Origin of the sequence: Hymenobacter sp. B81 (assembly GCF_044628455.1) — a bacterium.
Taxonomy (GTDB): domain Bacteria; phylum Bacteroidota; class Bacteroidia; order Cytophagales; family Hymenobacteraceae; genus Solirubrum.
Map to the genome: position 1 here is coordinate 618,268 of NZ_JBIYZW010000002.1, position 25,386 is coordinate 643,653.

Consider the following 25,386-nt stretch of genomic DNA (forward strand, 5'->3'; position numbering starts at 1 on the left):
ATCGGGCTCATGGCCAGGTGTACGCCAACGCCGCAACGCAGTTTCCCGATGAAGAATTATCAGTGGATAATCAACCTGGTGGACAAAGCCAGCGCACCCATGCAGTCGATACTGCAAAAGGGTGAGCGGATGAGCGGTGTGTTTAACAAGGCACAGGCATCCACCAAACAGCTCTTTTACGGCCTGGGTGTAGCAGCTCAGGTGGCCACGGGCTTCCAGAGCGCCAATGATGCTATTAACAGAGCCGTAGAGCCGGGCATCCGCTTTGAACAGACGTTGGCTGAGGTTTCGGCCATCACGGGCGTCACGGGCAAGGGGCTCCAGGAAATGGGGGAAAGTGGCAGGCAGATGGCCAGCATTTTCGGCGGGCCGGTCACGGGCTACCTCAATTCCACTAAGAGCATTCTTTCGGAGCTGGGGCCACAGATGGCCAAAGACCAGGCGGCAATGGATAGCATGAATACCTCAGTGGCTATCCTGAGCAAGAGCATGGGCGGAGACGCGGAAGGGGCTACCAAAGCCCTCACCACTTCGCTCCAGCAATTCAATGTAGACCTCAAAAACCCGCAGACATCGGCCAAGGCCATGACTATGGCCATGAACGTCATGGCCGCAGCTGCCAACGCTGGTGCGGCGGAAGTGCCGCAGATTTCGGACGCGCTGAAGGTGGCCGGTGTGGCTGCCAGCGGTGCCCGAGTCGGGTTTATAGAAACGAATGCCGCAATCCAGGTGCTGGCTCAGGGCGGCATGAAGGGGGCGGAAGCGGGCACGGCCTTGCGCAACGTCATCAGCAAGCTGGGTGAAGGCCGCTTCTTGCCGAAGGATGTGCAGACGGAACTGAAGGCCGCAGGCGTGAACATCAACGTGCTCACGGATAAATCCCTCTCCCTCGGGCAACGCCTGACGGAGCTGAAGAAGATTCAGGGGGATTCGGCCCTGGTGTCGAAACTCTTCGGCATGGAGAACCAGAACGCCGCAGGCATCCTGCTGCGGGGCACTGAGGCAATGGCCAGCTACGAAAAGCAAATCACGGGCACGAATGCCGCAGTGGATGCTGCCAAAACCATTATGGATACCACGGCGGGCCGGATGGAGCGGGCAAAGGCCATGTGGGAAAACATGGGCATTTCAGTCTTCAACGCCACGAAGCCATACCTGCCCTACATCCAGACCGCAGGCCAGGCCGGGGTGATGGTGAGCCAGATGATACCGCTGTTTATGATGCTCGGCAACGGGCTCACGGTGGCCGGTGGCAAGATGTGGGCATTCACCATGAGCACGGCCGCATCCGGCCTGGCTCTGGGCAAACAAGCGGCTGTGATGGTGCTGTCTGGGCTGACTGCGGTGGGCTCATTCGTAGTTGGGCTGATTTCGGCCACGGCTGCGCAGTGGGGTTTGAACGTGGCTATGAACGCCAACCCGATTGGGCTGATAATCGTGGGCCTGGTGGCCGTGGGTGCTGCGGTCTACATGATTATTCGGCATTGGGACACGCTGAAGGTGTGGCTGCTGGAGATGGGGAAGTGGATGCTTAAAATGAATCCCTTCTACATCATGGTTCAGGGCATCTTCCAGCTCTTTCCTGGTATCGAGAAGTGGTTTTCCCAGCTCTGGGATAAAGTCACGGGCTTCGTGAAAAGCCTGGTGGGCAAGTTCAAAGGCATCTGGGATGCCATTGCGCCTTACCTCGGGCTGGGCACCATGCAAATCACCAGCATCGATGACAAGCTGCTGAAGCCTGACGCGGGTGGCGTTGACCCGTTCGCCGCTGGCCAGAATGCTCAGGCGCTCAGCTTGGGTGGTAGCAAAGGTGTGAAGGCCAAAGCGGATAAGGTCAGCAGCGGTGGCAGCAAGCCAACCACCGTGAACATCACCATCGGCAAGTTCCAGGACTCCATAAACATCCATGCCACCACCCTGAAGGAAGGCACGAATGACATGGTGGCCATGCTGGAAGAAGCCCTAACCCGAGTAGTGAACGGCGTGAGCCAAGGCGTAGGAACCACATGAGCGAGATAACTACCCTGCCAGGGTTCAGCATCAACATCAGCCAGGCGGCTGGCTCGGCTTCGCGCCTGCTGCCCTTCCCTGGAGTCAATCAGCCAGCCCAGCTGGTGAAGGCTCCAGACTTCACCATGCCGCCGGAATCGATGCTGGGCACGCCCATGTACTTCACCATCAAAATTGGTGATGTGCAGCTGCCAAATGAGCCGCTTATCACGGTCTTCAGCTCGAAAAACATCGTGAAGACGGTGGTGGCCGGTGGGAACTTCACGGTGAAGGAAATCATCGGCCTGGATGACTACAAAATCAACATCAAAGGCTACGCGATGCGGGAAGGCCAGCCCGTGCTGGGTGGCAGCAGCCTGGTGCCTGAAGACTATCCTGAAGCGGAGCTGCGCAAGCTGGCCAACCTGAACAAAATCACGAAGGACTTGCCCGTGACCTGCCAGCTGCTGAGCTATTTCAACATCACCCGGCTGGTCATCGAAGACATGAGCTTCCCGCCCGTGGCCGGTGCTGCGGGGTACTTCGCCTACGAAATCAACGCGGTCAGTGACGAATCATCACTGGCCAAGCTACTCCGCAAATGAGCCTTCTGCTGACTTGTAAGGTGCGCATCGGTAACCTGGAATTTCCCAAGCTGAGCGGCTTTGAAGCTGAATCATCCTGGAAGAATCTGGGTGACTCTGCCACGCTGAAGATGTACGGGTTCGTGCAGGTGCTCGGGCCGGATGGTCAGCCCATCGGGGAGCGGGTTCGCACCGAAGACGTGGTGAAAGTGGGCGATGAAGTGGAAGTCCAGCTGGGCTACGATGGCCAGCTGCGCACGGAGTTCAAAGGGTACGTGGCGGAAATAAAGCTCACGGTGCCCTTTGAAGTGCGCCTGGAAGATGAATTCTTTCACCTGAAGCGCCAGGCCGTGAATAAGACCTGGAAGAAGACCACCCTGCGCCAGCTGCTGGCTGAGCTGGTGCCTGGTGTCAAGCTCAGCCCGAGCGTGCCGCAGCTCAGTATCGATGCTTTCCGCGCTGACCGGACAACCGTGGCCGGGGTGCTCCAGAAGCTCAAAGAAAACTACCTGGTGTGTGCCTACTTCCGCGCTGGCCAGCTCTATGTGGGGCTGCCTTACACGGAGTTCACCAGCTCCAGCGCGGTGGATGGTGCTCTGGCTAAATACAGCTTCCAGCAAAATGTGGTAGCCGATGATTTGACCTACAAGCGGAAAGAAGACGTGCGCATCAAAGCCAAGGTGGTGGCCATGCACCGCAACGGCAAGAAGACTACTGTGAGCGGGGTGGGTGATGTGGATGGGGAAGAACGCACCATCACCCTGCGCACCGAAACGAAGGACGCAGCTGAGCTGAAGCGGATGGCTGAAGCAGAGCTGGCCAAGTTTAAGTACGATGGCTACCGGGGCAAGCTCACCAGCTTCGGGGTGCCGTTCGTCCTTCACTCGGGCATTGCGGAGCTATACGATGAGCGCCACCCGCAACGTGATGGCCGCTACCTGGTGGACAGCGTGAAGACCTCGTTTGGGCCGGAAGGCTTTCGGCGGGAAGTGGAGCTGGGCAAACGCGCTGGGCAATGAGCGATAAAGTAAGACGCTTGCTGAATGAGCTGGTGCCGCAGCCTAAGCGCTACATCGAAGGGGTAGTGAAGTCAGTGAGCCTGGATGACCTGACCTGTGAGGTGGAGCCCGCGGATGGTGGTGCTGAGCTGGTGGATGTCCGGCTGCGCTCTGTCATCGATGGTGGCCAGGATGGCTTCCTGATGATTCCGGTGGTGGGCAGTGATGTCACGGTGGCCATGCTGGATGAAGACACCTGCTTCGTGACGCAGTACGGAGCCATCCAGCTGTACAGCATCCGCACCGAAAGGGAAAGCCTGAAGGCGGTGCTGGATGACTTGCTGGATGCCATCGGCCGCATGGTGTTCGCCACCAACCAGGGGCCAACGGTGGAACTGGTAAATGCGCCCGAGTTCGTGGCTATTAAACAGCGTTTAAACGCCCTTTTCAAAGATTAGATGCCGCTCAACAAAAACTGGTTAAAGCAGCAGCTGAAGGCGCTGTCAGACACAATGGCTACCCGCACCGCCAACCCAGAGCAGGCACGCCAGGACTACGCAGATGCCCTGGGTGACATCATCGATACCTACGTGCGTGGTGCTGATGTGGTGGGTTCCGTGAGCACCACGGGCACGGCGGCGGCTCAGCAAGGTTCCATCACTTCCGGTCGACTCGAATGAAAGTATTTGACCTGCTATTAACCGCTGGCCTGGATTTGCAGGTGCGCGGCGGGGATTTGGAGTTGGGGGAGTCCACTGAACAGCATCTGGCTTTGCTGCTGCACAGCGAAAAGGGGGATTGGCGGCAAACACCCTTCGCGGGCGTGGGCCTGCGCACCCTGCTGCTGGATGATGCCGCGCCCGTGGCCATCATCCAGGAAATCCAGGCGCAGCTGGAGCTGGATGGTGTGGATGTCTCGGGCCTGACCCTCGGGCAAGATGGGGCGCTGAATGTCCAGGGTACTTACAAAGACACCGATGGCTAAAATCAGAGTGAGTGAAGGCCAGAGCCTGCTGGATGTAGCGCTCTGGCAGCTGGGCAGCGTGGAAGCGGCCTATGCCCTGGCTCTGGCCAACGGCCTGGCTGTAACCGATGCCCTGCAAGCTGGCCAACTGCTGGAAGTGCCAGCCAGTGCCGTGCTGCGGCCCGACCTGGTGAGCTACTTCCAATCCATTGGGCACACCATCAACACGGGTGACCTGCCTGGTGCCAACGATGAGCCCGCCCCCGGCCCGCTCGACCATCACAAACTAGACTACTCAGAAGAAGACTTCGCATGAGCACTCTCGCGCAAAGCGTCTATGACGCCATCATCGAACACATCCGCCCGCGTGGCAACGATAAAGGCCCCATTACTGCTGAAGATGAGCAGGCGGTGCTGACGGTCATTGGCCAGGCTATCGAGGCGCTGGAAGCCAAGGCTGGTGGTGCCCACATCCATTTTGTAATGGCCGCGCCTGGTGCCGCACTTGGGCGTGCTTCGGATGTGGCCTGGAATGTGGCTAACGGAGACATCTGGCAGAAGAACGAAGGAGGTGAGTGGAAGCAGCAGTACAACGTAGGCAGCCTGGCTGGTGGGGGCGGTGCCACCTTTCCCGCCAATGAGCCCGCCACCGCAAGCCCGGTGGGCAACCTGCCAGCTGGTAGTGAAGTAGCGGGGCGTTCGGTGCTTGACGTGATGCGGGATACCTGGTCAGCGGTGTATCAGCTGCCCGCCTTCAGCAGCTTCACGCTGAATGGCCAGGGCACCCGTGATGTGGCCATCGGCACGAGTTTCCCAGCCGGGCCGCAGGCGTTTGCGTGGGCTACCACCAACAGCGCCAACGTGACTGCGGGCAGCATCAGCATCCAGGACGTGACCATGAGTGACGTGCTGGCCAGCGGCGAAGCCAATGACGGTGCGGCACAGGCAGAAACTGACCTGTTCGTAGCTGGGGGCGGTGAGGCCCGCCGCTACCGCATCACGGCTACGAACTCGAAAGGTCAGCCCTTCACCCGAGACATCGTTATCACGGGCCGCCCTGAAATCTTCTTTGGCCCGGCCGCAGCTGCCCCGGCCAACTCGGCTGCGGTGCGGGCCTTGCCCAGCCGCCTGACCAGCGCTGGCCTGGTGTTCAATCTGAATACGGGCACAGTGCTGAAAACCTTCGTGGTGGCCGTGCCCGCTAATTACACCGTGGCTGTCATCGACTTGGATGCCTTCAATGCCCCGATGCCCTACGCCAGCACGGAAATGAACGTGAATGACGCGGCGGGTAGCCCCGTGGCTTACAAACTCTACACCCTCACGGTGGCTGAAGCCTACGGCACCAGCCACCGCCACCAAGTAACCATCACCCAGCAATGAGCTTTCTGACCTGGCTAAGTGAAGCCCTGGCCTTCCCGTTCGGCTTCAAGACCATCAACCCGCGCCCTCTGGATGCGCGGTATGGCCCGTTCCCAACGCTTGCCGATGCCAAGGCTGCCAACCCGCAAGGCATCCGCTTTGATGGGTTGACTGTGAAAATCACTGGCAGCGGAGAATACTGGTGGCTGGCTGCTGACCTGAGTGATGCAGGGTTGGTGGCTAAGGCACCCGCGCCCTCTGGCCCGGCTTACGATGACACGGCGCTGAGCAACCGCGTGACCACCGTAGAAGGGGCGGTGGGTACGAACACCAGCTCAATCAGCACCCTGAACGCTGCCGTGGCTACGCCCAAGATGGCTACGCCAGCTTTTGCCTCAACACTGGTGGTAAACGCAGGCCCGGCCCTGGCCAAAACGCTGGAGCCCATTATTGCCACGGGTGACCTGAGCCTGTCGGCTACGCTGGTGGATGGGGCCATCATTAGTATTCCGGTTACTGCCTCGGGGGCGAACCGGGCCGTGACGGTGCCTGCGGGCTACGTGGCGTTTAAGCCGGGCACCCTGCGCACGAAAACCATCGATGCAGGCATGACCTGCCGCGTGATTATTGAGCGGCTGGGTGATGTGTACTCCTTTGGCTTCCTCGGGTAGTATGAAGCGCATCCGATACCTGGTTGCCCTGCTGATGGGCAGCACCGCCCAATTCGAGTTTTACCACCGGCACCGCGGCATCCTGGAAGCGGGCACGGCCGGCTCGACCAACTACGCGGCCCGGCCAAATAGCTCATGGACGCAGACGCTACAGATGAATGTCAGCGTTTCGGCGCCGACGACCTGCACGGTGGCCTGGGACGACGAGGCCAAAACCCAGCAGACGTACCCCCTCACCGTGGGCGGTCAGCCCGTCACGTTCCAGTACACCCACGCCAACGACACGATGCCAGTCAATCCTGGTGACGCGCTGGCACTGCGCACGCCTCGGGAAAAGCGGGTAACCGTGACGTTCCAGGACAATAACCTGGTAACGGGCATTTCCTTCAACAAAGCCGAAATCACGCGCTTTGGCGAGGAAGGGCTAACCCAGACCAGCATTCTGTTCTTCGAGGCCAGCGGGCAGCTGCTGTCAAACCTGCCACCGATGCCCGACACGGTGCAGACCATCGGCTGCGGCCTGGATATGATACAGGCCAGCATCGCCAACCCGCAGTCCGGGAACCGGATTCCGTGGAGCGCCGTGGCAGCCGCCACGGAGCTGTGCCGCAACTCGCTCAAGACGCTTATTGTCGGCTCCAGCGTGGTAACGGGCAGCATCAGCACCATCGCCCAAGACGTGCCCTTTACGCAGTTCTACGACCTGAGCCTGTTTCCTAATTTGGAATCGGCCTACCTGCAATCGGCTGGGGTGCAGCGCATCAAAACCACTGCGGCGAACGTGGCCCTTAAGCGCATTTGGCAGCTCGGGCCGTTGTCGCCCAACCGTCCGGCCATCACCGTCACTGACCTCTACATCCCGCCGACGCTGCTGGAACTGAAGCTGGGGGGCACCAACGCCAGCCGCGCTGAGAACACGGCTGAGCCAATTGCCCTGCAAACCGCCCGCGACTTGACCACGCTCTATTTGAGCTATGTGTATGCCGATGATGGGCACGGCTTTACGGCCTTGCAGCGGCAGACAGGTTTCTACACCACCGTCAACAACCTGTACCTGTCGCCAGCCAACGTGAGCCAAGCCGGTACGCGCACAGCCGACTTTACGGGCTGCGGCTCTGCCAGCGCATCCCATCCCAATTTCCCAGCTGGGGTGACAGCCCAACTGGATGCGCTCTATGCCAACGGCTGGTCACTGACCTACACGCCCTGATTTGCCCTTTCACTTTTCACCATTTAACCTTTTTTGTCATGGACATGACCACTGCCCTCGTGCGCCTGCTGGTAGGCACCCACGCCATCAAAGTCATCATCTGGGATGACCCGACCACCATCACCCGTGACCGGGATGCTGAGCCTTACACCATTCCGTTTGGTGAGCTTTCGGCCCACCTGGATGCTCTGGAAGCCCAAGGTATCGACGTGAGCGAAGGCCGCGTCTTCATTGAAGATGCTTCTGTCACGTACCCCGCCGCGCAGCAGCTCTTGCAGCGCAATGCCACTACTGCTGGCACCAAAAAGAACCACTAGCTAACCACCCTGCCTGATGGCCCGCACGATTCAACAGATTTTTGACAGCCTGGTGCTGGAGAAGAACAGCCGTACTGAGCTTGCGGCCATCAATTCACCTTCAGCCGTTGCGCTTTGGCGCAACTGGCTGTATGTGGTAGCCGCATCCATGTGGGTGCTGGAAACCCTTTGGGATGAGTTTCGGGGCGAAGTGGATGCCGTGATAGCCCGCGCCCGGCCTGGTACTCCCGAGTGGTATGCAGACCGTGCTTTGGAGTTCCAGGCGGGTGATACGCTCACGGTGGGTGATGATGGCATTCGCTACGCGGCGGGTTCTACTGGAGCCAAGATTATCACCCGCGCTGCGGCAAAGGAAGCCACGGGTAACGGGCTGCTGAAGCTCTTTATTAAGGTGGCTAAGGATGGCAGCCAGCCGGACACGTTGCAGGCGCTGGATGCCGATGAGCTGACGCAGGTGAGTGGTTATTTTGACCGCATCCGCTTTGCGGGTACGCGCCTGGAGGTGGTAAGCCGTGACGCTGACCGTCTCCAGGTGTATGGCACCGTGTACTATGACCCGCTGCTGAAGGTGACCGACCTGAAAGCAGCAGTGGCCAAAGCTATTCGGGGCTACCTGGCATCCTTGGATTTTGATGGCCAGGTGTACCGTGCCCGAGTAGAAGACGCCATCCAGTCGGTGGCTGGTGTGAAGGATGTAAAGCTGGAGACAGTAAACGCCCGAGTCGGCACCGCCCCGCTGAATGTCATCCAGCGTGTCTACGAAACGGCGGCTGGCTACATCGTGGAAGATGCCGCCCCGCTCGACTTCGCCACTACACTAACCTTCCTGCCGCATGGCACGCGCTAACCTGCCCCCGCTTCCCCCGCACCTGCTGAGCACGGAAGCACCCACGCGCTACCGGGTGGCCTGGCCACGTCTGGTGCGGCTACTGGTGCCCACGGTGCTCAGGCAGCCGCTCCAGCTGGCCTGGCTGGGTGTGCTCACAGCTCCAGTGGCCCGCCTGCATCGTGAGCTGGTGGCCTACCTGTTCCAGAAGCGCCGTGAACTCAGCTATAACAGCCAGGTGATGCTGTTTGAACGGGCATTAAATGACCGTTTCGACCCGCTTTTGCAGCGCATTCGCATCCGCAACGCAGATACGGAGTTTGCCATCACTTACTGGAATTTTCGTGCTGAGCAGCAGCCTGATGATGACTTCCTGCGCAATCGGAGTGAAATGCCGCCCTTCGGTTACTACCTGCGCAACCGTGCTGAGTATGCTGGCCAGTCAGATTTCACGGTGGTAGCTCCAGAGTACCTGCAACCCAAGGCCGTGGAAATCCATGAGCTGATTCGGCGGCTGAAGCTGGCCACCAAACAATACACTTTGATTTTCCAGAACTGATGAAACGAATTGCTTCGGATGTGGGTGGACGCCCGCCCGCTAATGATGACTTCCTGGCACTGCAAAGCCTCATTCTGCAAGGCAGCGGCGGGCCGCTGCTGGCTGGCTTTGGTACGTGCGTGGTGAGCGGCTGCCAGGTGACGCCAGCTGGCCAGCTCTATAATGTAGCGCCTGGCATTGTGTGGCTGGGTGATGGCCTGTATGACTTCCCTGGTGCTGCGGCTGTGCCGATGCCTGGCAGTTTCTTGCTGGGGGCGCTGGAAGTCATCGATGAGCGGGAATACGAAACCGCAGGCACTCTGCCTGCCATCACGGAACAGCGTGCTGTTCTGGATGTGCATGATGGGGATGGCACGCCCGTCATTGATTCGGATGGCCCTATCATGTGGTATGAACGGGTGCTGGCTAAAACTCGCGCTCTGGGTGCAGTAGAATTCGGGTTTTTCGACCTGAGCGGCTACGATAATACGGGGCGGGGCCGTGGTGCCAACCGGGGCTGGGCACTGGTGAACGGTAACAACGGCACCAATGCGGATGCGCTTGGGCGTGTTCCGTTGTTCCAAAACCCGAACCGGACAGATTATGATTCTGCCGGGAAAAAGGGGGGCGCTGAAACCGTCACTTTGACGCCTCAGCAGATGCCCGCGCACACCCACGAAGCAGAAGCAGCAGGCGCACACAAACACGGCCTGGATACGCCTGCCGCTGACCCTGGTGCCGTTGGCTCGGGCAACGCACTGGCCAAGTCGAATACCGTGAATGGTGGTGTGTACACCGTGGAAACAGGTGAGCAGCCTGCCCACACGCACACCATCAAAGAAGCTGGTGGTGGGCAGCCACACAACAACATGCCGCCTTACATCGTCTTGGCAGCAAGGCAGTGGATAGGGTTATAGAGCTAGAATAAATGCAAAAAGCCCCGGTAAAATGCCGGGGCTTTTGTATGTTTAGAGAATTGGCAGCCGTTTAAACGGCCCTGAAAAGGTCTTTTTCGGGCAAAAAAATGTCCCTCTGGTTTGGTTTTTTTTGTCCCTCACGTTTTGCCGATTCTACAAGCTTTAGCGCGGCCCAAGCAGGCGCCGCAGGTTCAGGGCGTAGCGCAGCCGCTCCAGGGGCCCGTAGCCGGGCGCAGCCGCCGGCAGCACCTGCACCGGCAGCACCCCGCCCACCGACACGATGCGCGTCAGCTCCCCGGCCGAAACCTCGGGGGCGCGGTAGCGCAGCGTCAGCACCTGGGTAGGGGCGTGAAAGGTGCTGGCCGTGACGCCGGGCACGGCGCGCAGCTGCTGCTCGAGGGCCCGGGCCTGCTGGGGCGTGCGCAGCCCGGCCACGCGCAGGCGTACCAGCCGGATGGGCTCGGTGGGGGCGGGCCGGCGGGGAGCTTCCCAGCTGGCCCACCCCAGCAGCCCCAGCAGGCCGCCCAGGGCCAGGCGCCGTAGCGGCGCCCAGCGGGAACCCGATGCCACGGAAACCCCGAGGCTATTTCTGGCGGATGTTACCGCGGATTTCGCCCGCCGTGAAAGCCTGGGTGTGCAGGTTCACGTAGGAGTTGCCGGCCAGCAGGGCGTCGCCGTCGGCCTGCGAGAGGGTGGCGGTGCCGGTAATGGGCGAGGTGGTCACGCTGCTGAAGGGCACCATCACGCCGCCGTTGACGCCGGGCGCGGCCTGGTGAATGTGGCCCGCGGCCGGGGTCAGGCCCTGGTACGTGACGGTGTAGGTGAGCACGCGGGTGGTTTTGTTGTAGCTGCCCGTCATGGTGCCGGTGGCGGCCGAGTTGTTGGCCGGTACTTCCTGCTGCCCGTTGATGGTGGCCGTCAGCTCCACGGTGTCGTTGGTAGCGGCGGGCTTGTCCTCGTCTTTGTCGCAGGCGGTGAAGGCGAGGGCACCGAACAGCAGGGCGAAGGCGGTAGATTTGAATTGCATGAAAAAGGAGGAGAAAAGTGAGAAAAGAGGTAAGCGTGAGCAGGGAAGGCGGGGCTTAGCGGCCGCGCAGGGTGAAGTTGCGGTTGACGTTGAAGCCGAAGTAGATGTCGCCCTTGAAGAAGTTGCCCCGGGTTTCGGTGGCAAACAGCGGTTCGATCATGCCCTGGGCGTTGGTCACGTGCAGCTGGAAAATGTGGCCGCCGGTTTCGATGTCGAAGCCCAGGGCCAGGGCGTTGCGCACGTCGGCGGGCTTGGAGTCGGGCAGCAGGTAGTAGTACTCGGCGTTAAGCGAAAACCGCTTGGTGAGCTTGTAGCGGCCGCCCGCCCCCAAGGCGTACACATCGTTTTTGGCTTCCCGGCTCATCGTCAGGTTGCGGTGAATGAGCGTGGGCATGAGCTGCAGCGAGAGGTCGGGGCTGAACTTGCGGGCCAGCAGGGCCTGGTAGCTGTAGGTAAGCCGGCGCGGGAAGGTGCGCTCCACGGCGTCGTTGTAGCGCAACGTGTTCAGGGCAGCGCTGCCGAACAGGGTTACGCTCAGGGGGAGGGCGCGCGGCCCCGTGCTCTGGCGCAGGGCGCGGTACTTCACGAAGCCGTCGAGGGTCTTGTTGAGCGAGCTGCGGCCCACGCCCACTTCCAGGTTGTCGCTGAAGGCGTACTCCAGCCCCAGGCGGATGCTGGCCTGGTCGAGGCCGAAGAAATTGTAGGCGCCGCTGTTGAGCGTGCCGAAGCGGTGTGAAATCAAAAACACCATGGTGCCCTCGCCGGGCGTCTCCACGGTGTGGCCGTTGATGAGGCGGGTGCTTTTGAAGGTGGCCTGCACCGGCTCGGCCACGGCGGGCTGGGCCGCCGGCTGCTGCTCCAGCTGGTCGAGCAGGTCGTCCTGGGCGCGCAAGGCCAGCGGGGCCGTCAGCAGCAGCAGGGTGGCGGCCAGGCGGGCCGCCCGCAGGGTAAAAAATGCAGTCATATTGAGGCAGAAGAAAATCGGAGAAGAAAAGAAGGAGCCGGGCGGCTAGGGCACGGGGGTGGCCAGCGCGGCGTTTTGGGGCGCCGAGCCAGCCATCGGCTCGCAGATCATGGACACCTTGATGCCCACCGTCTTGGCAATGTTCTCGCGCACCAGCAGCGGAATCTCAATGCCGTAGTCGGCCGGAGCCACGCTGAAGTAGGCGTTGACCAGCAGCACCCCGCGCTGCAGTTCCAGCGCCCCCGAGGCCGTCACGCGCCGGGTCACGCCGTGAATGGTCAGGTCGCCCTCCACCGTCACGCGCTGCGAGCCGCCCTTGCGCAGCGCCGCCGCGTCGAAGGCCACCGTGCGGCCTTTAAACGAGGACTTGGGAAAGCGCTCCGACTCCATGTAGTTCTCGTTGAAGTGCTCCTGCATGAGGGTGCGCTTGAACTGAAACGAGCGGATGGGAATGGAAAACGCCAGCTGGCCCGAGCTGAGGTCGATGAGGGCGCTGCCCTGGGTGGTGGTAGCTTCAATATCTTCCAGAATGCTGGTCGAGAAGAAGCTCACCGTGCCCTTGTGCGTCAGGTACTTGTCCTGGGCCGGCGCCAGCGCGGGGCTGATGAGCAGCAGCAGAACCAGCCAGCCGCGCAGCCAGCGCAGCGGGCAGAATAAGCAACCCGGCACCATTTAGTTGTTGGGAGTGCCCGCTTCTACCCAGCGTTGCAGCAGCGCAATGTCGCAGTCGCTCAGCTTGGCCCCGCCCTGGGGCATGGGCTTGTAGCCGGGCAGGTGCTTCACGTTGCCCAGCAGCACCCCCGAGCGCGCCTGCTGCTGCAGCTGGCCGAAGTCCTGAAGGTTCACGTTGCCGCTTTGCAGCGCCGAGTTGTGGCAGGCGTAGCAGTTGCGGTTCAGCAGCGGGGTAATGTGCTGCACGTAGGATACCTCGGCAGGCGGCGTGCATTCCGGCGCGGGGCCGGCAATGTCTTCGGCGTTGTCGTAGGCACAGCTGCCCAAAATCAGCAGAAGAAACAGAAAGCGTAGGCGTAGCACGGTAGCGGTGGCGTAAAAGGTGTGCGAAAGAGCCGCGGCGGTGGCGTCGACCACGGTTCGGAGTAAGCATATCGGAAAGCCCAGCAGTTGGCCAAGGGCAACACGAAGCCGGGCCACCTTGCGGCGGCCAACAGTCGGGGTGCGCCCAACGGGCGGCAAGCAGGAAAACAGGGCCCGGCGCGGCGGTACTACCGGTGACGCGGCGGGCTAGCGGGCAAGGGGCAAGAGGAGCTAGTAAGCCTGAGCCATGCAGTTGGGGTTGGGTAGGTTTGGGTTGGAAGAAACCGGGTTGGCGGGGTACTTCACCTTGATTTCGTTCCCAGATTGAACCAGCTCTACGCCCTGGGGTTTGCCGTTGGATTGCCGGCAAGGCTATTTTGCGGCCGCAATTAGACAAGCTCGACCTTTGGCCGGTTGAAACCCCACTCTGGCCCGGTGAATTTTCGTCCCAGAAAGTCACCAGACCCGGTCAGCCGGCCCGCCCAAACGCAAAGAGCCCGGAGCTTCACGGCTCCGGGCTCTTTGCGTTTGAGGACTTAGTTAGCAGTTGTCGGGTGTCAGTCAGTGGCTGACAACGAAGAACGAACAATCAAAAACCACCAACGAATTACGCCGTGGTGCCTTCCTTGAGGCGCTCGGCACTTTCGGCAATGCGCAGCTGCTCCACGAAATCGTCAATGTTGCCGTCCATCACGCTGCTCAGGTTGTACACCGTGTAGCCGATGCGGTGGTCGGTTACGCGGCCCTGGGGGTAGTTGTAGGTGCGAATTTTGTCGCTTCGGTCACCGCCGCCGATCATGCTCTTGCGGGCGGCGCCTTCGGCCTCGTTTTTCTTGGCCAGCTCAATCTCGTAGATGCGCGAGCGAAGTACCTGCAGGGCCTTGTCGAAGTTCTTGAGCTGCGACTTCTGGTCCTGGCACTGGGCCACGATGCCGGTGGGCAGGTGGGTCAGGCGCACGGCCGAGTAGGTGGTGTTGACCGACTGCCCGCCGGGACCCGACGACATGAACAGGTCCTTGCGAATGTCGTTCATGTCCAGCTCCACGTCCAGTTCTTCGGCTTCGGGCATTACCACTACCGAGGCCACCGAGGTGTGAATGCGGCCCTGGGTTTCGGTGGCCGGCACGCGCTGCACGCGGTGCACGCCCGACTCGAACTTGAGCTTGGCGTACACGTCTTCGCCGCGCACGGCCACGATGATTTCCTTGTAGCCGCCGGCGGTGCCTTCCATGGCGTCGATGAGCTCCATCTTCCAGCCCTGCTTTTCGGCGAAGCGCATGTACATGCGCTGCAGGTCGCCGGCAAACAAGGCGGCTTCGTCGCCGCCCGCCCCGCCGCGGATTTCCATGATGATGTCCTTGGAGTCGTTCGGGTCCTTGGGAATCAGCAAGTCCTTAATCACGCCTTCGAGGCGCTCCTGCTCGGGCAGCAGCACTTCCAGCTCTTCCTTGGCCATCTGGCGGAAGTCCTGGTCTTTTTCGTTGGCAACTACGTCGCGGGCGCTTTCGATGTCGCTGAGCACCTTCTGGTAGGCCTTGTACTCGGTGACAATCTTATTGAGGTCCTTGTACTCCTTGTTCAGGGCCTTGTAGCGCTTCATGTCGCTCATCACGTCGCCGTCCAGCAGCTGCTGGCTCACGTCGTTGAAGCGCTGGTTGATAGCCTCTAGTTTATCGAGCATCGTTCGTGGGGCGGTCCGCAATTGGGCGGTACCTTTGCAAAGGTACAAAACCCGCCGGGGCCACAGGTAGGTTCCGCCCACGGGCTTGTCGTCTTGCTATGCGCCGCTATCTGCCCTGGCTGGCTTTGCCGTTTCTGGCCCTGGCCTGCCGCCCCGACCAGGTTGAGCACCTCGAAAACGGGGCTGCCATCGACCGTGAAGCCGAAAACTGGAAGCCCAAGCGCATTCTGCCGGCCCAGCTGCTGGCCGCCGCCCACTGGGCCGGCGACTCGCTCACCCGCTCGGCCGAGCAGGCCTGGCGCGCCCAGCTCAGCGAGCGGCTCGCCGCCGGCGGCGTGGCCGAAGCCCACCCCTACTGCCAGCCCGAAAAGCTGCCCTTCACCGTGCACCTCTCCCGCGAGCTGGAGGCCCGCCCCAGCCGCCGCCTGGTGCCGCCCCGCCCCATCACCGAGGCCGATTCGGTAACCGTGCTGCGCCCCACCGCCGACGAGTACGTGTTTCAGAAGCCCCTGGTAATGCTGCCCGACCAGGAGTGCCGCAGCTGCCACGGCCAAGTGCCCACCGACGTGAGTGCCGCCGACGCCGCCCTGCTGGCCCGCAGCTACCCCGGCAAAAAGCTCAGCGGCTACGGCCCCGGCCAGCTCATCGGCTGGTGGAAGGTGCCCATGTCGCGCCGCGGCGTGGCCGAGTTCTACACCATGAAAACCCGCAAGGTGTTCCGGCGGCGGTAGCCGGCGAAGCGCTGGCATCCGCCCCGCTGCCCCATTCATGAGCCGCCTTTCCCCCGATTTGCTGGCCCGCGCCCGCCGCGCCGCCCGGCGCGGCGAGTTTTTTCGTCCCGCCGAGCTGCTGCTGGCCCTGCCCGTGCTGCAACCGGCCGACGAGCCCGAGCCGGCGCGCCTGCGCGTGGTTTCCGTTCTGGGAATGGTGCTCAACGACCAACCCGCTCCTGAGTTCACGGGCGTGCTGGTGCTGACTCCCGACTACGCCTACCTAGAACTGAACGGCCAGTACCACGAGCAGCCGCTCTCCGCTGCCACGCCCATTCACCTGGAGTATGCCGGCTACCAGACCGCTGACTGGCAGCTCAGCTTGCGCGGTACCGAAGCCGTGGCCGCCGATACCCGCCTGCAGGTGGGCAGTTGGCCCCGTCTGCCGGTGCTGGTGCGCCACGCCCAGCACGAGCAGCTGCTTATTCAGCTGCTGCAGGGTTGGTACGAGCAGCGGGTGCCCGTGCACGAGGTCTACGCCGGGCAGCGCACCATTCTGCTGGGCCTCAACCGCGGCTACGCGGAAACCCAGGCCCTCAAGCAGCGCTACGGCATCCGGCTCTACTAGCCGCGGCCAACCTTCGCGCCCGTTTCGCAGTTTGCGGCAGGTATGACCACGACCTCCTCTTCCGCCTCACTGCCCGTGCTCATCGTGGGCGCCGGCATGGCCGGGCTCACCTGCGCCTGCTACCTGCACCGCGCCGGCGTACCCGTGCGCCTGCTCGATGCCGCCGACGCCGTGGGTGGCCGCGTGCGCACCGACCTCACCCCCGACGGCTTCCGGCTCGACCACGGCTTTCAGGTGCTGCTCACCCGCTACCCCGAGGTCGAGCGCCTGCTCGACTACGGCGCCCTGCAGCTGCGGCCCTTCACCTCCGGCGCCATCATTCGCCTGCCGGGTGGCCGCTCCACCACCCTGCGCAACCCTTTGCGCCAGCCCCTGCTGGGCCTGGGCGCCGTGGCCGCCCCCATCGGTACCCTCGCCGACAAGCTGCGTCTCGTGAGCCTGGCCCAGCACGTACGCCAGCACAGCGCCGACGAGCTGCTGGCCCGCCCCGCCACCGACACGCTCACCTTCCTGCGCCGCTACGGCTGGAGCGAACAAATCATCGACACCTTCTTCCGCCCTTTCTTCGGCGGCATTTACCTCGACCGCGAGCTGAGTACCGCCAGCAACTTCTTCGAGTTCGTCTTCAAGCAGTTCGTCGAGGGCGATGCCGCCCTGCCCGCCCGCGGCATGCAGGCCATTCCCGAGCAGCTGGCCGCCCGCCTGCCCGCCGAGGCGTTGTTGTTGCACGCCCGCGTCGCGGCCATCGAAGGCACCACCCTGCGCCTCGCCGACGGCCGCAGCCTCCAGGGCCGCGCCGTGGTGCTGGCCACCGATGGCCCCGCCGCCCGCCAACTGCTGCCCCAGCTCACTGCCTCCGAGCCCACCGCGGCCCGCCAAACCACCTGCACCTACTTTGCGGCCGACCGCTCGCCCGGCCGCGCCGACGGGCTGCTGCGTCTCAATGCCCTGCCCGGTGCCCTGGCTCACAACGTGGCCTTTCCCGCCGACGTGGCCCCCGAATACGCCCCCGCCGGCCAGGCCCTCATCTCGGTAAGCACCCACGGCGACTACGGCCTGAGCGATGCCGAGCTGGCCGAGCGCCTGCGCCAGGAGCTCACGGCCTGGTTTGGGCACGGCGTGGCCAGCTGGCGCCGCCTGGGCACCTACCACATTGGACACGCTCTGCCGGTGTACGCCGCCAGCCAGCCCGCCCAGCGGCCCTTGCGCCTGGCCGAGAACCTCTACCGCTGCGGCGACTGGGCCGCCTACCCCTCGCTGAACGCGGCCATGGCCACCGGCCGCCAGGTGGCCGAAGAGCTGCTGGCCCAGGTATAAAGCCGCCGAAAAAGCCGCCGAAAAAGCTGCGGAACCGAGTGGTACTTCTACCCCAAAGTCGGGGTACTGCTACGTCGTAGTCCCCAATGCGGCTCCCCGGCGCCCGGGCCGAAGTATCTTCGGCCCGCTTTGCCCGCCCTGCCTATGTACGCCGTCATCACCGAATTTGAAGAAGCCCTGGGTTTGCTCTCGGGCAAGCTGCTGACCTGGTTTCAGCAGTTGGTGGTGATGCTGCCCAACCTGCTGGTGGCCCTGGTGGTGCTGCTGCTCACGCTGCTGGCGGCCCGCCTCGTGCAGCGCGGCACCACGCGGGTGCTGCCGCGCATTTCCTCCAGCGTCACGCTCAACAACCTCGGCGCCACCCTGGCCTACAGCCTCACCTTGCTGCTGGGCGTGTTTTTCGTGCTGGAGGTGCTCAACCTCAACAAGACCGTCACCTCGCTGCTGGCCGGCGTGGGCATCATCGGCCTGGCCCTGGGCTTCGCGTTTCAGGACATTGCCGCCAACTTCATCAGCGGCATCATCATCGCCGTGCAGCGCCCCTTCAACGTGGGCGACGTGGTGGAGTCCAACAGCTTTTTCGGCACCGTGGAGCGCATCAGCCTGCGCACCACCGACATCCGCCAGACCACCGGCGAGCTGGTGCGCGTGCCCAACCGCAAGGTGTTCGAAAACCCGCTCATCAACTTCACCGAAAACACCCTGCGCCGCATCGACCTGAGCTGCCTGGTGGCCTTCGACGCGGACCTGCGGCAGGTACAGCACCTGGTGCAGGAAGCCGTGGCCACGGTGCCGCACGTGGTAGAAGGCCGCCCCGTCGAAGTGATGTTCACCGAATTCAGTGCCAGCGGCATCACCTTCCAGACGCGCTTCTGGGTGCCCTACCGCCGCCAGGTCGATTACATTGCCGCCCGCAGCGAGGCCATCGTGCGCATCAAGCAGGCCTTCGATCAACACGGCATCCGCATTCCCCTCCCCCAGCAGGTCGTCCACCTGGAGGGGAAAGGGCGAATGGGCGAATGAGTGAGTGGGTAAGGTATACCTGGCGGTACGGGGCGGGTTTCGTCCGCAGCCGCGGAGCGGCACTATGGGGGTAGCAACGCCGTAACCCCAGGCTGCCGGGCTGCAGCGCGGCGGTATGGCAGCTGGGCCGCATAAACGATAAAGGCCGGGCAACATCCGCAACGGATGCCGCTGCGCGGCAGCTCTTGCCGTTCCTGGCCCCCGCTATGGCTACCAATATCACGCCGCCGCAACCCGCCCTACGCGGTCCAGCACGCCTTATTCACCCATTCACCCATTGCCTATTCCCCCCATGGATACAGGTCGGGGGGCACGTGGGTGTCGGCGGCGGTGGGCAGCGGGTGCAGGGCGCGGGTCTGGTCGAGGTACAGGAAGGCGTCATAGCGTTCGGGCACCACGGTGGGCACGTAGTTGCCCAGCCGCTCCCGCTCGGGCCGGTACACCACCCCAATGGCGCGGTGCCCGATGTGCTCCAGCAGCGCCGGCTGCCCGCGCAGCTCGCTCGAGAGCAGCAGCGCATCCTGCCCCAGCTCGGTGTGCAGCAGGGCCTCCCAGGAGTTGCTGCGGGCCTCGGGCACGGGCATCTGCTCCAGCGGCGCGCCCCAGCTTTTGCCCGCCACCACCGAGCCCTGGTACGAGCCGAAGCCCACGGCGTACACCTGTTCGCGGCCCAGCTGCTGGCGGGCCAGCTGCCCCACGTTCACCATGCCGTCGGCCACCATGTCGGTGTAGCGCGCGTCGCCCACGTGGGTGTTGTGCTCCCACACAATGGCTTTGCTGGCAGGGCCGTGCAAATCGAGCAGGCGCTGCAGGGTTTCCATCATGTGCTGGTCGCGCACGTTCCACGACGAGCCGCCGCCCCGCAGCATGGCCTTGTAGTAGCGCTCGGCATTCACGGCCACCAGCGCGTTCTGCTCGGTGGCAAAGTCGATTTCCCGGCTCAGGCCGTCGGGGGCGGGGCCGGGCGGACGGCGCTGCAGGGCGCGCAGCATGCTCAGCACCTCGTCTTCGCAGTCCTCGCTCACGAAGGCTACGGCCTGGGCGTACTCTTGCGGGTCGGCACTGTAGGGCTCGAAGCAGCGGTAGGCGCGCTGGGCGGCCAGGGCGGCGGCTTCGCCCTTGGCCCCGGCGTACTGCATAATCTGCTCCAGCGACTCCCACAGGCTGTACACGTCGAGACCGTAGAAGCCCACTTTCTGCCCGGCGGGCAAGGGCGCGTTGTGCCGGCGCAGCCATTCCACCAAGGCGGCTATTTCCCAGTTGCCCCACATCCAGGTGGGCCAGCGGTCGAAGGTTTGCAGCAGCTGCGGGGCGGGCGGGCCGGGCTCGGCCTGCTTCACGGCCAGGTTCACCTCGAAGCAGTCGGGCCAGTCGCCTTCCACGGCCAGAAACTGAAAGCCCTTCTCCTGAATCAGCCGCTTCGAGAGGGCCGTGCGCCAGGTGTAGTACTCGTGGGTGCCGTGCGAGGCCTCGCCCAGCAGCACCACGCGCGCGTCGCCGATCTGGGCCAGCAGCGGGTCGAGGTCGGCCGCCGTGCGCAGGGGGTGGGCCGGGATGGTGAGGTTGACCGTTTTCATCGCCTTGAGGGGTTGGGAGTAGCCGCGTACCACGAAACGCGCCGCGCCGGTCCGGCTTGCCCAGCAAGCCCGGTACCAGTGCGGCGCGCAAAACAGGGGGGTGAAGCCGGCCCTACTTGTGGGCCTTGTCGAGGTTTTTGCCCAGGTCCTCCACCGTGCGCAGAAACTCATCGGTTTCGGCGTCGGCGTAGGTGCCGAAGGCAGTAGAAATGGTGCCGCGGGTGCCGTCGTGGCACTCAATGGCGTAGAGAATCGACATGTCGTCGGGGTTCGATTCGCCTTCGAAGCGGTAGAAGTCCACAATGGTTACTTCCTCGGGGCCGTAGCTTTTGTCGGAGCCGGTGTCGATGGTGTGCAGGCGGCCGTTGGTGACGTTGAAGTCCTTGGTAAAGCCGTCCTGGGTGAGCTTGCGTTCGACGTTGACGAGGGAGCGTTCTTGTTCTTTGTCCTGCATGGCTGTGGCTGTGGGGATGTGAAGGAGAGAAGGGAGAAGCGGGGCCGCGTATCGGGCAAGCAAAACCGCCCCGCCCGGGCTATACGAAGCCGTGGGCGGGGCGGGTTATATCGTAGGCGCGAAATGCTCGGCTAGGCCGGCTGCCGGCCGCGCTGCTGGGCGGCTTCAATCTGCTGCTGCAGCTGGTCCACGTTCAGGGTGCTGCAGCCGCCGCCGCAGCCCTTGGGGCAGGCGCCGTCCGATTTGGCGAAAAAGCTCAGCCACAGGCGCCGGCCCATGTACAGGGCGGCCGCGGCAAAGAGCAGAACGATGAGGAGATGTTGCAGGAGCATAGCGGCCACAAAACTACCGCGGGGCCCGGAAAGTTGCGCGGCCGCGGCTTCGGGCGCTGCGGCCCCGGCCTACTTACCCCAGTATTGCCCGATGATTTCCTGCATTTCGGCGTGCACGGCCCCGTTGCTGGCCACGATTTCGCGGTTGAACACCGGGTCGCCGTCTTCCAGAAACTGCGTAACCCGGCCCCCGGCCTCGCGCACCAGCAGCACCCCCGCGGCTACGTCGTAGGAGTTGATGTTGAACTCGAAGTAGCCCTCGAAGCGGCCCGCCGCCACCCAGGCCAGATCAACCGCCGCCGAGCCCACCCGGCGCACGCCGTTGGTGCGGCGCATAAACTCCTTCAGAATGGGCAGGTAGGTATCGATTTTGGCGAAGTTGCTGAACGGAAAGCCCGTGGCCACCAGCGAAGTATTCAGCTCGGTAGCCTCCGACACCCGCAGGGGCCGCTCGTTGCAGAACGCTCCGCCGCCGCGCACGGCCCGGAAGCACTCGTCCAGGTTCACCTCGTACACCACGCCCACCACCAGCTCGGCACCCTGCAGCAGCGCAATGCTCACCGAGTAGCAGGGCAGGCCGTGAATAAAGTTGGTGGTGCCGTCGAGCGGGTCGATAATCCAGGTAAACTCCTCGCCTCGCTGCGGCGCCCCGGCCGTGCCTTCCTCGGTGATGAAGCCGGCGGCGGGCAGCAGCTCGCGCAGCCCCGCCACTACAATCCGCTCCGATTCCTGGTCCACGTACGACACCAGGTCGTGCACGCCCTTGCTTTCCACGCGGCCGCGGTCGAAGCGCGCCGCTTCCTGCCGAATAAACGCGCCGGCCCGGCGGGCCACGTCGGCTACTTGCAAGCTGAGTTGGTTGAAATCCATAGAGTAGGGGCGGCTGGCAGCCGCCCGTCGTTGAACGATGAAGGAAGAACGAAGTCGGAGCCCTATACGAGCCGAGGGCGGCCAGAAGTAGGGTCCCCTGTTTGCTGAAAACCTATATAAACCGGGCGGTGGGCGGCTGCAAGCCGCCCCTACGCGGGCCGGCGGGCCGTCAGCCGCCGCAGCAGCGCCCAGGCCAGCAGCGCCACGCTCAGCACCTGCACGGCGTGGCCCAGCAGCTCGCCGTAGCGGGTGTAGAAGGTCAGCTCGTCGTTCAGGTGCACGGTGTAGCGGCTCACGGCCGGCACCCACCAGCCGGTTTGCTGCACCAGCTCGCCGCGCTGGTTGATGAAGCCCGAAATGCCGGTGTTGGCCGAGCGGGCAATGTCGCGGCGCGTCTCAATGGCCCGCAGGCGACCGTAGGCCAGGTGCTGCTTATAGCCCGGCGAGTCGCTCCACCAGCCGTCGTTGGTGATGATGCCGATGAGCGTGGCCCCGCGCCGCACGTACTCGCTCACGTAGTCCGAGTAAATCGACTCGTAGCAGATAACCGGCGCCACCCGCAACGAGCTGTCCGGGTCCGGCCCGGTGGGCCGGAACACCATGCGGAAGTCCTGGCTGCCGTACGAGCCCACCACGCCGCCCAGGTCAATGGTGCCCAGGGCCGAGTTCAGCCAGCCCGGCACCTTCTCCACCCCCGGCACCAGCTTCGACTTGTGGTACACCTGCATGGGGCCGCTGGGGCTGCCAATGTGCAGGGCCGCGTTGAAGATGTCGTAGAAGCCCAGGTCGTCGCGGTAGCGGGCCGTGGCGCTGGCCGCCTCCTTCGAGGGGTAGGCCCCCACCGAGGTAATGCCCGTAATCAGGCGCAGGCCCGGGTGCGCGGCCACCAGCTGCTGCACCCGCTGAATGTCCTGCTGCTGGGCCAGGGCGTTTTCCCAGTGGGTTTCCTCCAGCGCTGTTTCGGGCCACAGCACCAGCCGGGTGTTGGGCGTCAGCGCCGACTCCGTCAGGTCAATCAGCCGCTGGAGCTGCTGGGCGGCCGGAATGTACTTGGCCCCGCCGGCAAACTTCTCCTGAAACGGGTCGATGTTGGGCTGCACCACCACCACCTCGGCCGCCGGCCCCTTCTCCTGCCAGCCGGCCCCAATGCCCCACGAAATCAGCAGCGGCACTAGGGCCACCGCAGCCGGCACCGCCCATCTTAGTGCGTGGTTGTTGGTGCTTAGCGGTTGGGTGTTGGCTGGTTGCGCGGCTCCATCGGCTGATAATTGATAATTGTTAATTGCTAAATGAACCGCCAGGTTGGCCAGCAGCACCCACAGCGAGCCGCCCAGCTGCCCGGTGTACTCGTACCACTGCACCCAGCCCGGCACCATGGCCCAGGCGTTGCCCAGCGTCAGCCAGGGCCACGACAAGTCCCAGGTCAGGTGCAGCTGCTCGAAAGCCAGCCAGTATACCACCAGCGCCGCGTAGCCGATTTTGGGCCCCAGCAGCCGCTTGGTGTGCCAGAAGGCCAGCAGCGGCAGGCTTTGCAGGGCCGCGTTCAGCACGTTGGCCGCAATGCCCCCGCCCACGGTGCTGTAGCTCACCCAGTAAGTGGTCAGCACGTTCCACAGCAGCAGGTACAGGTAGCTCCAGCGCCAGAAGCGCGCGGCCCGGGCGCCCTGCGCCCTGAGTACCTGCTCCAGGCGTAGCAGCGGCACCAAACCCACCAGCAGCAGCAGCGGCAGCGGGGCCGGATGCACCGGCCAGGCCGCCCACAGCAGCCCCGGCCCCAGCAGCGTCAGCAGCCAGGGCTTATTCGCGAAGTCCTTGAACGACAACAACTATTTCTCCTTTAATGGTGGTCCGCTTGCCAAACTCCGCTGCCAGCGCGGCCAGCGTGTCGGTTACGGTTTCTTCAAACAGCTTGGTCAGCTCCCGGCTCACCGAGCCCATGCGCTCCGGCCCCAGCACCTCCGCGAGCTGCTCCAGGGTTTTCACAATGCGGTGCGGCGACTCGTAGAAAATCATGGTGCGGGTTTCCGTGGCCAGCTCCCGCAGGCGCGTCTGCCGACCCTTTTTCACCGGCAAAAAGCCCTCAAACGTAAACCGCTCGGCCCCGAAGCCCGACTTCAGCAAGGCCGGCACAAAGGCCGTAGCCCCCGGCAAACACTCCACCTTCAGGCCCTGGGCCAGGCACTCGCGCACCAGCAGAAACCCCGGGTCTGAGATGCCCGGCGTGCCCGCGTCCGACACCAAAGCCATCCGCTCGCCCCGCTGCAGGCGCTCCAGCACCCGCGCCACCGTCTGGTGCTCGTTGTGCAGGTGGTAGCTCTGCATGGGCTTCTTCAGGCCCAGATGCTGCAGCAGCCGCCCGCTCGTGCGCGTGTCCTCGGCCAGCACCACGTCTACCTCCCCCAGCACCCGAATGGCCCGCAGGGTAATATCCTCCAGGTTGCCGATGGGCGTGGGCACCAGGTACAGGGCAGTTTCAGCGAGAGAGTCGGGAGCAGCCATACGCAGTCGGGGTAGAAAGCAAAGGTACAAGCCGCCCGCGCCCCGCCCCCACCCCTAAGCAATTGGATAAATCACGCATCAACTGGATAAATCCCTGACTAGCCAACCCAAACACCCCTCCGCTATTACGAAACACCCTTCGCCTATCGCAAAACACCCTTCGGCAGCCACAAAACACCCTTCGGCTCTCACAAAACACCCTTTGGCTGTTATGAAACACCATTCCGCCGCCGCAAAACACCCCTTGGCCATTGCAGAACACCATTAGCCAGGCACAAAACACCCTTCACCAACGGCAAAACACCTTTCGCCAGCCACGCAACACCCCTCCGCAGCAACCGCCCAACCAATGTAGAGACGCGTATTCGCGTCTCGTCGTTGGCGAGGAAAGGGCCCGGATAAATAGCGCAGTCCCGCCGGGCGCGTGCAACGCGCCCCTACCGCGCCGCCCTGGCTCCCCTTTTGGATGTCGCGCATCAAGGAAGTCCGGTAGTAACCCCAGCGTAAAGAAGTGGTGCCAGAACGCACCCCTTCTCCCCCATGTCGCGCATCAAGCGAGGGAAGGGGACCGGGGGGAGGCCCCTATGCCACCGCCTCGCCGCCGTACTCCGCCGCCAGCTTGTCGATGGCCTCGGCCAGGAGCCGGTCGCGCTCGGTCACTGTGTTGTCCGCGTCGTGGGTGCTCAGCCGAAACTCCACCGTGTTGTACTCGTTGGCCCACCACGGGTGGTGCTCCTGGTATTCGGCCTCCTCGGCCACGTCGGTCATAAAGCTGAAGGCCGTGCGGAAGTCCGGGAAGCGGAACGTGCGGCGCAGCTGGTTGTCGATTTCAGTCCACATAGCAAGGCAGGGCCGGGCGGGAATACAGCGGGCCGCCCGGCCGTCCCCAACAT

General features: G+C 63.4%; 31 protein-coding genes. 18 read left to right on the forward strand and 13 right to left on the reverse strand.

Going from position 1 to position 25,386, the window contains the following annotated elements; genetic code table 11:
* The first annotated feature begins 48 nt into the window (after positions 1-48).
* From ACE191_RS13810 to ACE191_RS13875, 14 genes are read left to right on the forward strand one after another with little or no spacing between them, the layout of a single operon-like run.
* Positions 49-2,010, forward strand: coding sequence for a phage tail tape measure protein (locus tag ACE191_RS13810; RefSeq protein WP_400192818.1), 1,962 nt, complete (start codon positions 49-51; stop codon positions 2,008-2,010).
* Positions 2,007-2,594 carry a DUF6046 domain-containing protein gene (locus ACE191_RS13815; RefSeq protein WP_400192819.1) on the forward strand — a complete coding sequence of 196 codons (588 nt, stop codon included), beginning with the start codon at positions 2,007-2,009 and terminating at the stop codon, positions 2,592-2,594. The genes ACE191_RS13810 and ACE191_RS13815 overlap by 4 nt, the downstream gene beginning before the upstream one ends.
* The gene (locus ACE191_RS13820) at positions 2,591-3,592 is read left to right on the forward strand and encodes a hypothetical protein (RefSeq protein WP_400192820.1); all 1,002 of its coding nucleotides are present in this window, start codon (positions 2,591-2,593) and stop codon (positions 3,590-3,592) included. Before ACE191_RS13815 ends, ACE191_RS13820 begins: the two co-directional genes overlap by 4 nt.
* Positions 3,589-4,029, forward strand: coding sequence for a hypothetical protein (locus tag ACE191_RS13825; RefSeq protein WP_400192821.1), 441 nt, complete (start codon positions 3,589-3,591; stop codon positions 4,027-4,029). Before ACE191_RS13820 ends, ACE191_RS13825 begins: the two co-directional genes overlap by 4 nt.
* Complete coding sequence (locus tag ACE191_RS13830; RefSeq protein ID WP_400192822.1) at positions 4,030-4,251, forward strand: hypothetical protein; 222 nt, start codon at positions 4,030-4,032, stop codon at positions 4,249-4,251.
* Positions 4,248-4,556 (forward strand): hypothetical protein, encoded by a 309-nt coding sequence (locus tag ACE191_RS13835; protein ID WP_400192823.1) that lies wholly within the window; start codon positions 4,248-4,250, stop codon positions 4,554-4,556. Before ACE191_RS13830 ends, ACE191_RS13835 begins: the two co-directional genes overlap by 4 nt.
* On the forward strand, positions 4,549-4,851 hold the full coding sequence (locus ACE191_RS13840; protein ID WP_400192824.1) for a hypothetical protein: 303 nt from the start codon (positions 4,549-4,551) through the stop codon (positions 4,849-4,851). The genes ACE191_RS13835 and ACE191_RS13840 overlap by 8 nt, the downstream gene beginning before the upstream one ends.
* Complete coding sequence (locus ACE191_RS13845; protein WP_400192825.1) at positions 4,848-5,918, forward strand: hypothetical protein; 1,071 nt, start codon at positions 4,848-4,850, stop codon at positions 5,916-5,918. The genes ACE191_RS13840 and ACE191_RS13845 overlap by 4 nt, the downstream gene beginning before the upstream one ends.
* Positions 5,915-6,568: a hypothetical protein gene (locus ACE191_RS13850; protein WP_400192826.1), complete on the forward strand. Its 654-nt coding sequence runs from the start codon at positions 5,915-5,917 to the stop codon at positions 6,566-6,568. The genes ACE191_RS13845 and ACE191_RS13850 overlap by 4 nt, the downstream gene beginning before the upstream one ends.
* Before the next feature lies 1 nt (position 6,569).
* Positions 6,570-7,778 (forward strand): hypothetical protein, encoded by a 1,209-nt coding sequence (locus tag ACE191_RS13855; protein WP_400192827.1) that lies wholly within the window; start codon positions 6,570-6,572, stop codon positions 7,776-7,778.
* A 38-nt stretch (positions 7,779-7,816) separates the two neighbouring features.
* Positions 7,817-8,095, forward strand: a complete 279-nt coding sequence (locus tag ACE191_RS13860; protein ID WP_400192828.1) for a hypothetical protein — start codon at positions 7,817-7,819, stop codon at positions 8,093-8,095.
* Positions 8,096-8,111: 16 nt separating this feature from the next.
* On the forward strand, positions 8,112-8,942 hold the full coding sequence (locus tag ACE191_RS13865) for a hypothetical protein (protein ID WP_400192829.1): 831 nt from the start codon (positions 8,112-8,114) through the stop codon (positions 8,940-8,942).
* A complete protein-coding gene (locus tag ACE191_RS13870) occupies positions 8,929-9,480 on the forward strand; it encodes a hypothetical protein (RefSeq protein ID WP_400192830.1) in 552 nt (183 codons plus the stop codon). Before ACE191_RS13865 ends, ACE191_RS13870 begins: the two co-directional genes overlap by 14 nt.
* Positions 9,480-10,376 carry a phage baseplate protein gene (locus tag ACE191_RS13875; RefSeq protein WP_400192831.1) on the forward strand — a complete coding sequence of 299 codons (897 nt, stop codon included), beginning with the start codon at positions 9,480-9,482 and terminating at the stop codon, positions 10,374-10,376. The genes ACE191_RS13870 and ACE191_RS13875 overlap by 1 nt, the downstream gene beginning before the upstream one ends.
* A 162-nt stretch (positions 10,377-10,538) precedes the next feature.
* Here the strand turns inward: ACE191_RS13875 and ACE191_RS13880 are convergent, their stop codons facing one another.
* The 6 genes from ACE191_RS13880 to prfA form a co-directional block, all read right to left on the reverse strand.
* Positions 10,539-10,946, reverse strand: a complete 408-nt coding sequence (locus tag ACE191_RS13880) for a hypothetical protein (RefSeq protein ID WP_400192832.1) — start codon at positions 10,944-10,946, stop codon at positions 10,539-10,541.
* Positions 10,947-10,959: 13 nt separating this feature from the next.
* Complete coding sequence (locus ACE191_RS13885; RefSeq protein ID WP_400192833.1) at positions 10,960-11,403, reverse strand: CHRD domain-containing protein; 444 nt, start codon at positions 11,401-11,403, stop codon at positions 10,960-10,962.
* 55 nt (positions 11,404-11,458) lie between these two features.
* Positions 11,459-12,367: a DUF5777 family beta-barrel protein gene (locus ACE191_RS13890; RefSeq protein ID WP_400192834.1), complete on the reverse strand. Its 909-nt coding sequence runs from the start codon at positions 12,365-12,367 to the stop codon at positions 11,459-11,461.
* Between the two features lie 45 nt (positions 12,368-12,412).
* Entirely contained in the window at positions 12,413-13,039 is a 627-nt protein-coding gene (locus tag ACE191_RS13895; RefSeq protein WP_400192835.1) for a YceI family protein, read from the reverse strand.
* Positions 13,040-13,456 carry a hypothetical protein gene (locus ACE191_RS13900; RefSeq protein WP_400192836.1) on the reverse strand — a complete coding sequence of 139 codons (417 nt, stop codon included), beginning with the start codon at positions 13,454-13,456 and terminating at the stop codon, positions 13,040-13,042.
* 553 nt (positions 13,457-14,009) lie between these two features.
* Complete coding sequence (prfA, locus tag ACE191_RS13905; protein ID WP_400192837.1) at positions 14,010-15,083, reverse strand: peptide chain release factor 1; 1,074 nt, start codon at positions 15,081-15,083, stop codon at positions 14,010-14,012.
* Between the two features lie 98 nt (positions 15,084-15,181).
* On the opposite strand from prfA, the gene ACE191_RS13910 reads away from it, so the two are divergent.
* The 4 genes from ACE191_RS13910 (at position 15,182) to ACE191_RS13925 (ending at position 18,761) form a co-directional block, all read left to right on the forward strand.
* Complete coding sequence (locus ACE191_RS13910) at positions 15,182-15,814, forward strand: hypothetical protein (RefSeq protein ID WP_400192838.1); 633 nt, start codon at positions 15,182-15,184, stop codon at positions 15,812-15,814.
* A 37-nt stretch (positions 15,815-15,851) separates the two neighbouring features.
* Complete coding sequence (locus tag ACE191_RS13915) at positions 15,852-16,421, forward strand: hypothetical protein (RefSeq protein WP_400192839.1); 570 nt, start codon at positions 15,852-15,854, stop codon at positions 16,419-16,421.
* Between the two features lie 42 nt (positions 16,422-16,463).
* On the forward strand, positions 16,464-17,738 hold the full coding sequence (locus tag ACE191_RS13920; RefSeq protein ID WP_400192840.1) for a protoporphyrinogen/coproporphyrinogen oxidase: 1,275 nt from the start codon (positions 16,464-16,466) through the stop codon (positions 17,736-17,738).
* A 144-nt stretch (positions 17,739-17,882) separates the two neighbouring features.
* The gene (locus ACE191_RS13925; protein ID WP_400192841.1) at positions 17,883-18,761 is read left to right on the forward strand and encodes a mechanosensitive ion channel family protein; all 879 of its coding nucleotides are present in this window, start codon (positions 17,883-17,885) and stop codon (positions 18,759-18,761) included.
* A 281-nt stretch (positions 18,762-19,042) separates the two neighbouring features.
* On the opposite strand, the gene ACE191_RS13930 is transcribed toward ACE191_RS13925, so the two are convergent.
* From ACE191_RS13930 to ACE191_RS13960, 7 genes are all read right to left on the reverse strand, one after another.
* Positions 19,043-20,338 (reverse strand): erythromycin esterase family protein, encoded by a 1,296-nt coding sequence (locus ACE191_RS13930; RefSeq protein ID WP_400192842.1) that lies wholly within the window; start codon positions 20,336-20,338, stop codon positions 19,043-19,045.
* A 112-nt stretch (positions 20,339-20,450) separates the two neighbouring features.
* On the reverse strand, positions 20,451-20,792 hold the full coding sequence (locus ACE191_RS13935; protein ID WP_400192843.1) for a hypothetical protein: 342 nt from the start codon (positions 20,790-20,792) through the stop codon (positions 20,451-20,453).
* A gap of 131 nt (positions 20,793-20,923) precedes the next feature.
* A complete protein-coding gene (locus ACE191_RS13940) occupies positions 20,924-21,124 on the reverse strand; it encodes a hypothetical protein (protein WP_400192844.1) in 201 nt (66 codons plus the stop codon).
* 69 nt (positions 21,125-21,193) lie between these two features.
* A complete protein-coding gene (locus ACE191_RS13945; protein ID WP_400192845.1) occupies positions 21,194-21,994 on the reverse strand; it encodes an inositol monophosphatase family protein in 801 nt (266 codons plus the stop codon).
* A gap of 149 nt (positions 21,995-22,143) precedes the next feature.
* Positions 22,144-23,820 (reverse strand): apolipoprotein N-acyltransferase, encoded by a 1,677-nt coding sequence (gene lnt / locus ACE191_RS13950; RefSeq protein WP_400192846.1) that lies wholly within the window; start codon positions 23,818-23,820, stop codon positions 22,144-22,146.
* A complete protein-coding gene (rsmI, locus tag ACE191_RS13955) occupies positions 23,792-24,493 on the reverse strand; it encodes a 16S rRNA (cytidine(1402)-2'-O)-methyltransferase (protein WP_400192847.1) in 702 nt (233 codons plus the stop codon). The genes lnt and rsmI overlap by 29 nt, the downstream gene beginning before the upstream one ends.
* Before the next feature lie 582 nt (positions 24,494-25,075).
* Complete coding sequence (locus tag ACE191_RS13960) at positions 25,076-25,333, reverse strand: 4a-hydroxytetrahydrobiopterin dehydratase (RefSeq protein WP_400192848.1); 258 nt, start codon at positions 25,331-25,333, stop codon at positions 25,076-25,078.
* Positions 25,334-25,386: the final 53 nt, after the last annotated feature.

Coding starts and splice junctions, on each gene's coding strand:
- ACE191_RS13865 (WP_400192829.1), top strand. CDS start 8,112: ATGGCCCGCACGATTCAACAGATTTTTGACAGCCTGGTGCTGGAGAAG.
- ACE191_RS13845 (WP_400192825.1), top strand. CDS start 4,848: ATGAGCACTCTCGCGCAAAGCGTCTATGACGCCATCATCGAACACATC.
- ACE191_RS13875 (WP_400192831.1), top strand. CDS start 9,480: ATGAAACGAATTGCTTCGGATGTGGGTGGACGCCCGCCCGCTAATGAT.
- ACE191_RS13960 (WP_400192848.1), bottom strand. CDS start 25,333: ATGTGGACTGAAATCGACAACCAGCTGCGCCGCACGTTCCGCTTCCCG.
- ACE191_RS13860 (WP_400192828.1), top strand. CDS start 7,817: ATGGACATGACCACTGCCCTCGTGCGCCTGCTGGTAGGCACCCACGCC.
- ACE191_RS13850 (WP_400192826.1), top strand. CDS start 5,915: ATGAGCTTTCTGACCTGGCTAAGTGAAGCCCTGGCCTTCCCGTTCGGC.
- prfA (WP_400192837.1), bottom strand. CDS start 15,083: ATGCTCGATAAACTAGAGGCTATCAACCAGCGCTTCAACGACGTGAGC.
- ACE191_RS13890 (WP_400192834.1), bottom strand. CDS start 12,367: ATGACTGCATTTTTTACCCTGCGGGCGGCCCGCCTGGCCGCCACCCTG.
- ACE191_RS13885 (WP_400192833.1), bottom strand. CDS start 11,403: ATGCAATTCAAATCTACCGCCTTCGCCCTGCTGTTCGGTGCCCTCGCC.
- ACE191_RS13945 (WP_400192845.1), bottom strand. CDS start 21,994: ATGGATTTCAACCAACTCAGCTTGCAAGTAGCCGACGTGGCCCGCCGG.
- ACE191_RS13810 (WP_400192818.1), top strand. CDS start 49: ATGAAGAATTATCAGTGGATAATCAACCTGGTGGACAAAGCCAGCGCA.
- ACE191_RS13930 (WP_400192842.1), bottom strand. CDS start 20,338: ATGAAAACGGTCAACCTCACCATCCCGGCCCACCCCCTGCGCACGGCG.
- ACE191_RS13940 (WP_400192844.1), bottom strand. CDS start 21,124: ATGCTCCTGCAACATCTCCTCATCGTTCTGCTCTTTGCCGCGGCCGCC.
- ACE191_RS13830 (WP_400192822.1), top strand. CDS start 4,030: ATGCCGCTCAACAAAAACTGGTTAAAGCAGCAGCTGAAGGCGCTGTCA.
- ACE191_RS13870 (WP_400192830.1), top strand. CDS start 8,929: ATGGCACGCGCTAACCTGCCCCCGCTTCCCCCGCACCTGCTGAGCACG.
- ACE191_RS13855 (WP_400192827.1), top strand. CDS start 6,570: ATGAAGCGCATCCGATACCTGGTTGCCCTGCTGATGGGCAGCACCGCC.
- ACE191_RS13925 (WP_400192841.1), top strand. CDS start 17,883: ATGTACGCCGTCATCACCGAATTTGAAGAAGCCCTGGGTTTGCTCTCG.
- ACE191_RS13825 (WP_400192821.1), top strand. CDS start 3,589: ATGAGCGATAAAGTAAGACGCTTGCTGAATGAGCTGGTGCCGCAGCCT.
- ACE191_RS13910 (WP_400192838.1), top strand. CDS start 15,182: ATGCGCCGCTATCTGCCCTGGCTGGCTTTGCCGTTTCTGGCCCTGGCC.
- ACE191_RS13935 (WP_400192843.1), bottom strand. CDS start 20,792: ATGCAGGACAAAGAACAAGAACGCTCCCTCGTCAACGTCGAACGCAAG.
- ACE191_RS13895 (WP_400192835.1), bottom strand. CDS start 13,039: ATGGTGCCGGGTTGCTTATTCTGCCCGCTGCGCTGGCTGCGCGGCTGG.
- ACE191_RS13920 (WP_400192840.1), top strand. CDS start 16,464: ATGACCACGACCTCCTCTTCCGCCTCACTGCCCGTGCTCATCGTGGGC.
- ACE191_RS13915 (WP_400192839.1), top strand. CDS start 15,852: ATGAGCCGCCTTTCCCCCGATTTGCTGGCCCGCGCCCGCCGCGCCGCC.
- ACE191_RS13835 (WP_400192823.1), top strand. CDS start 4,248: ATGAAAGTATTTGACCTGCTATTAACCGCTGGCCTGGATTTGCAGGTG.
- ACE191_RS13815 (WP_400192819.1), top strand. CDS start 2,007: ATGAGCGAGATAACTACCCTGCCAGGGTTCAGCATCAACATCAGCCAG.
- ACE191_RS13820 (WP_400192820.1), top strand. CDS start 2,591: ATGAGCCTTCTGCTGACTTGTAAGGTGCGCATCGGTAACCTGGAATTT.
- ACE191_RS13840 (WP_400192824.1), top strand. CDS start 4,549: ATGGCTAAAATCAGAGTGAGTGAAGGCCAGAGCCTGCTGGATGTAGCG.
- rsmI (WP_400192847.1), bottom strand. CDS start 24,493: ATGGCTGCTCCCGACTCTCTCGCTGAAACTGCCCTGTACCTGGTGCCC.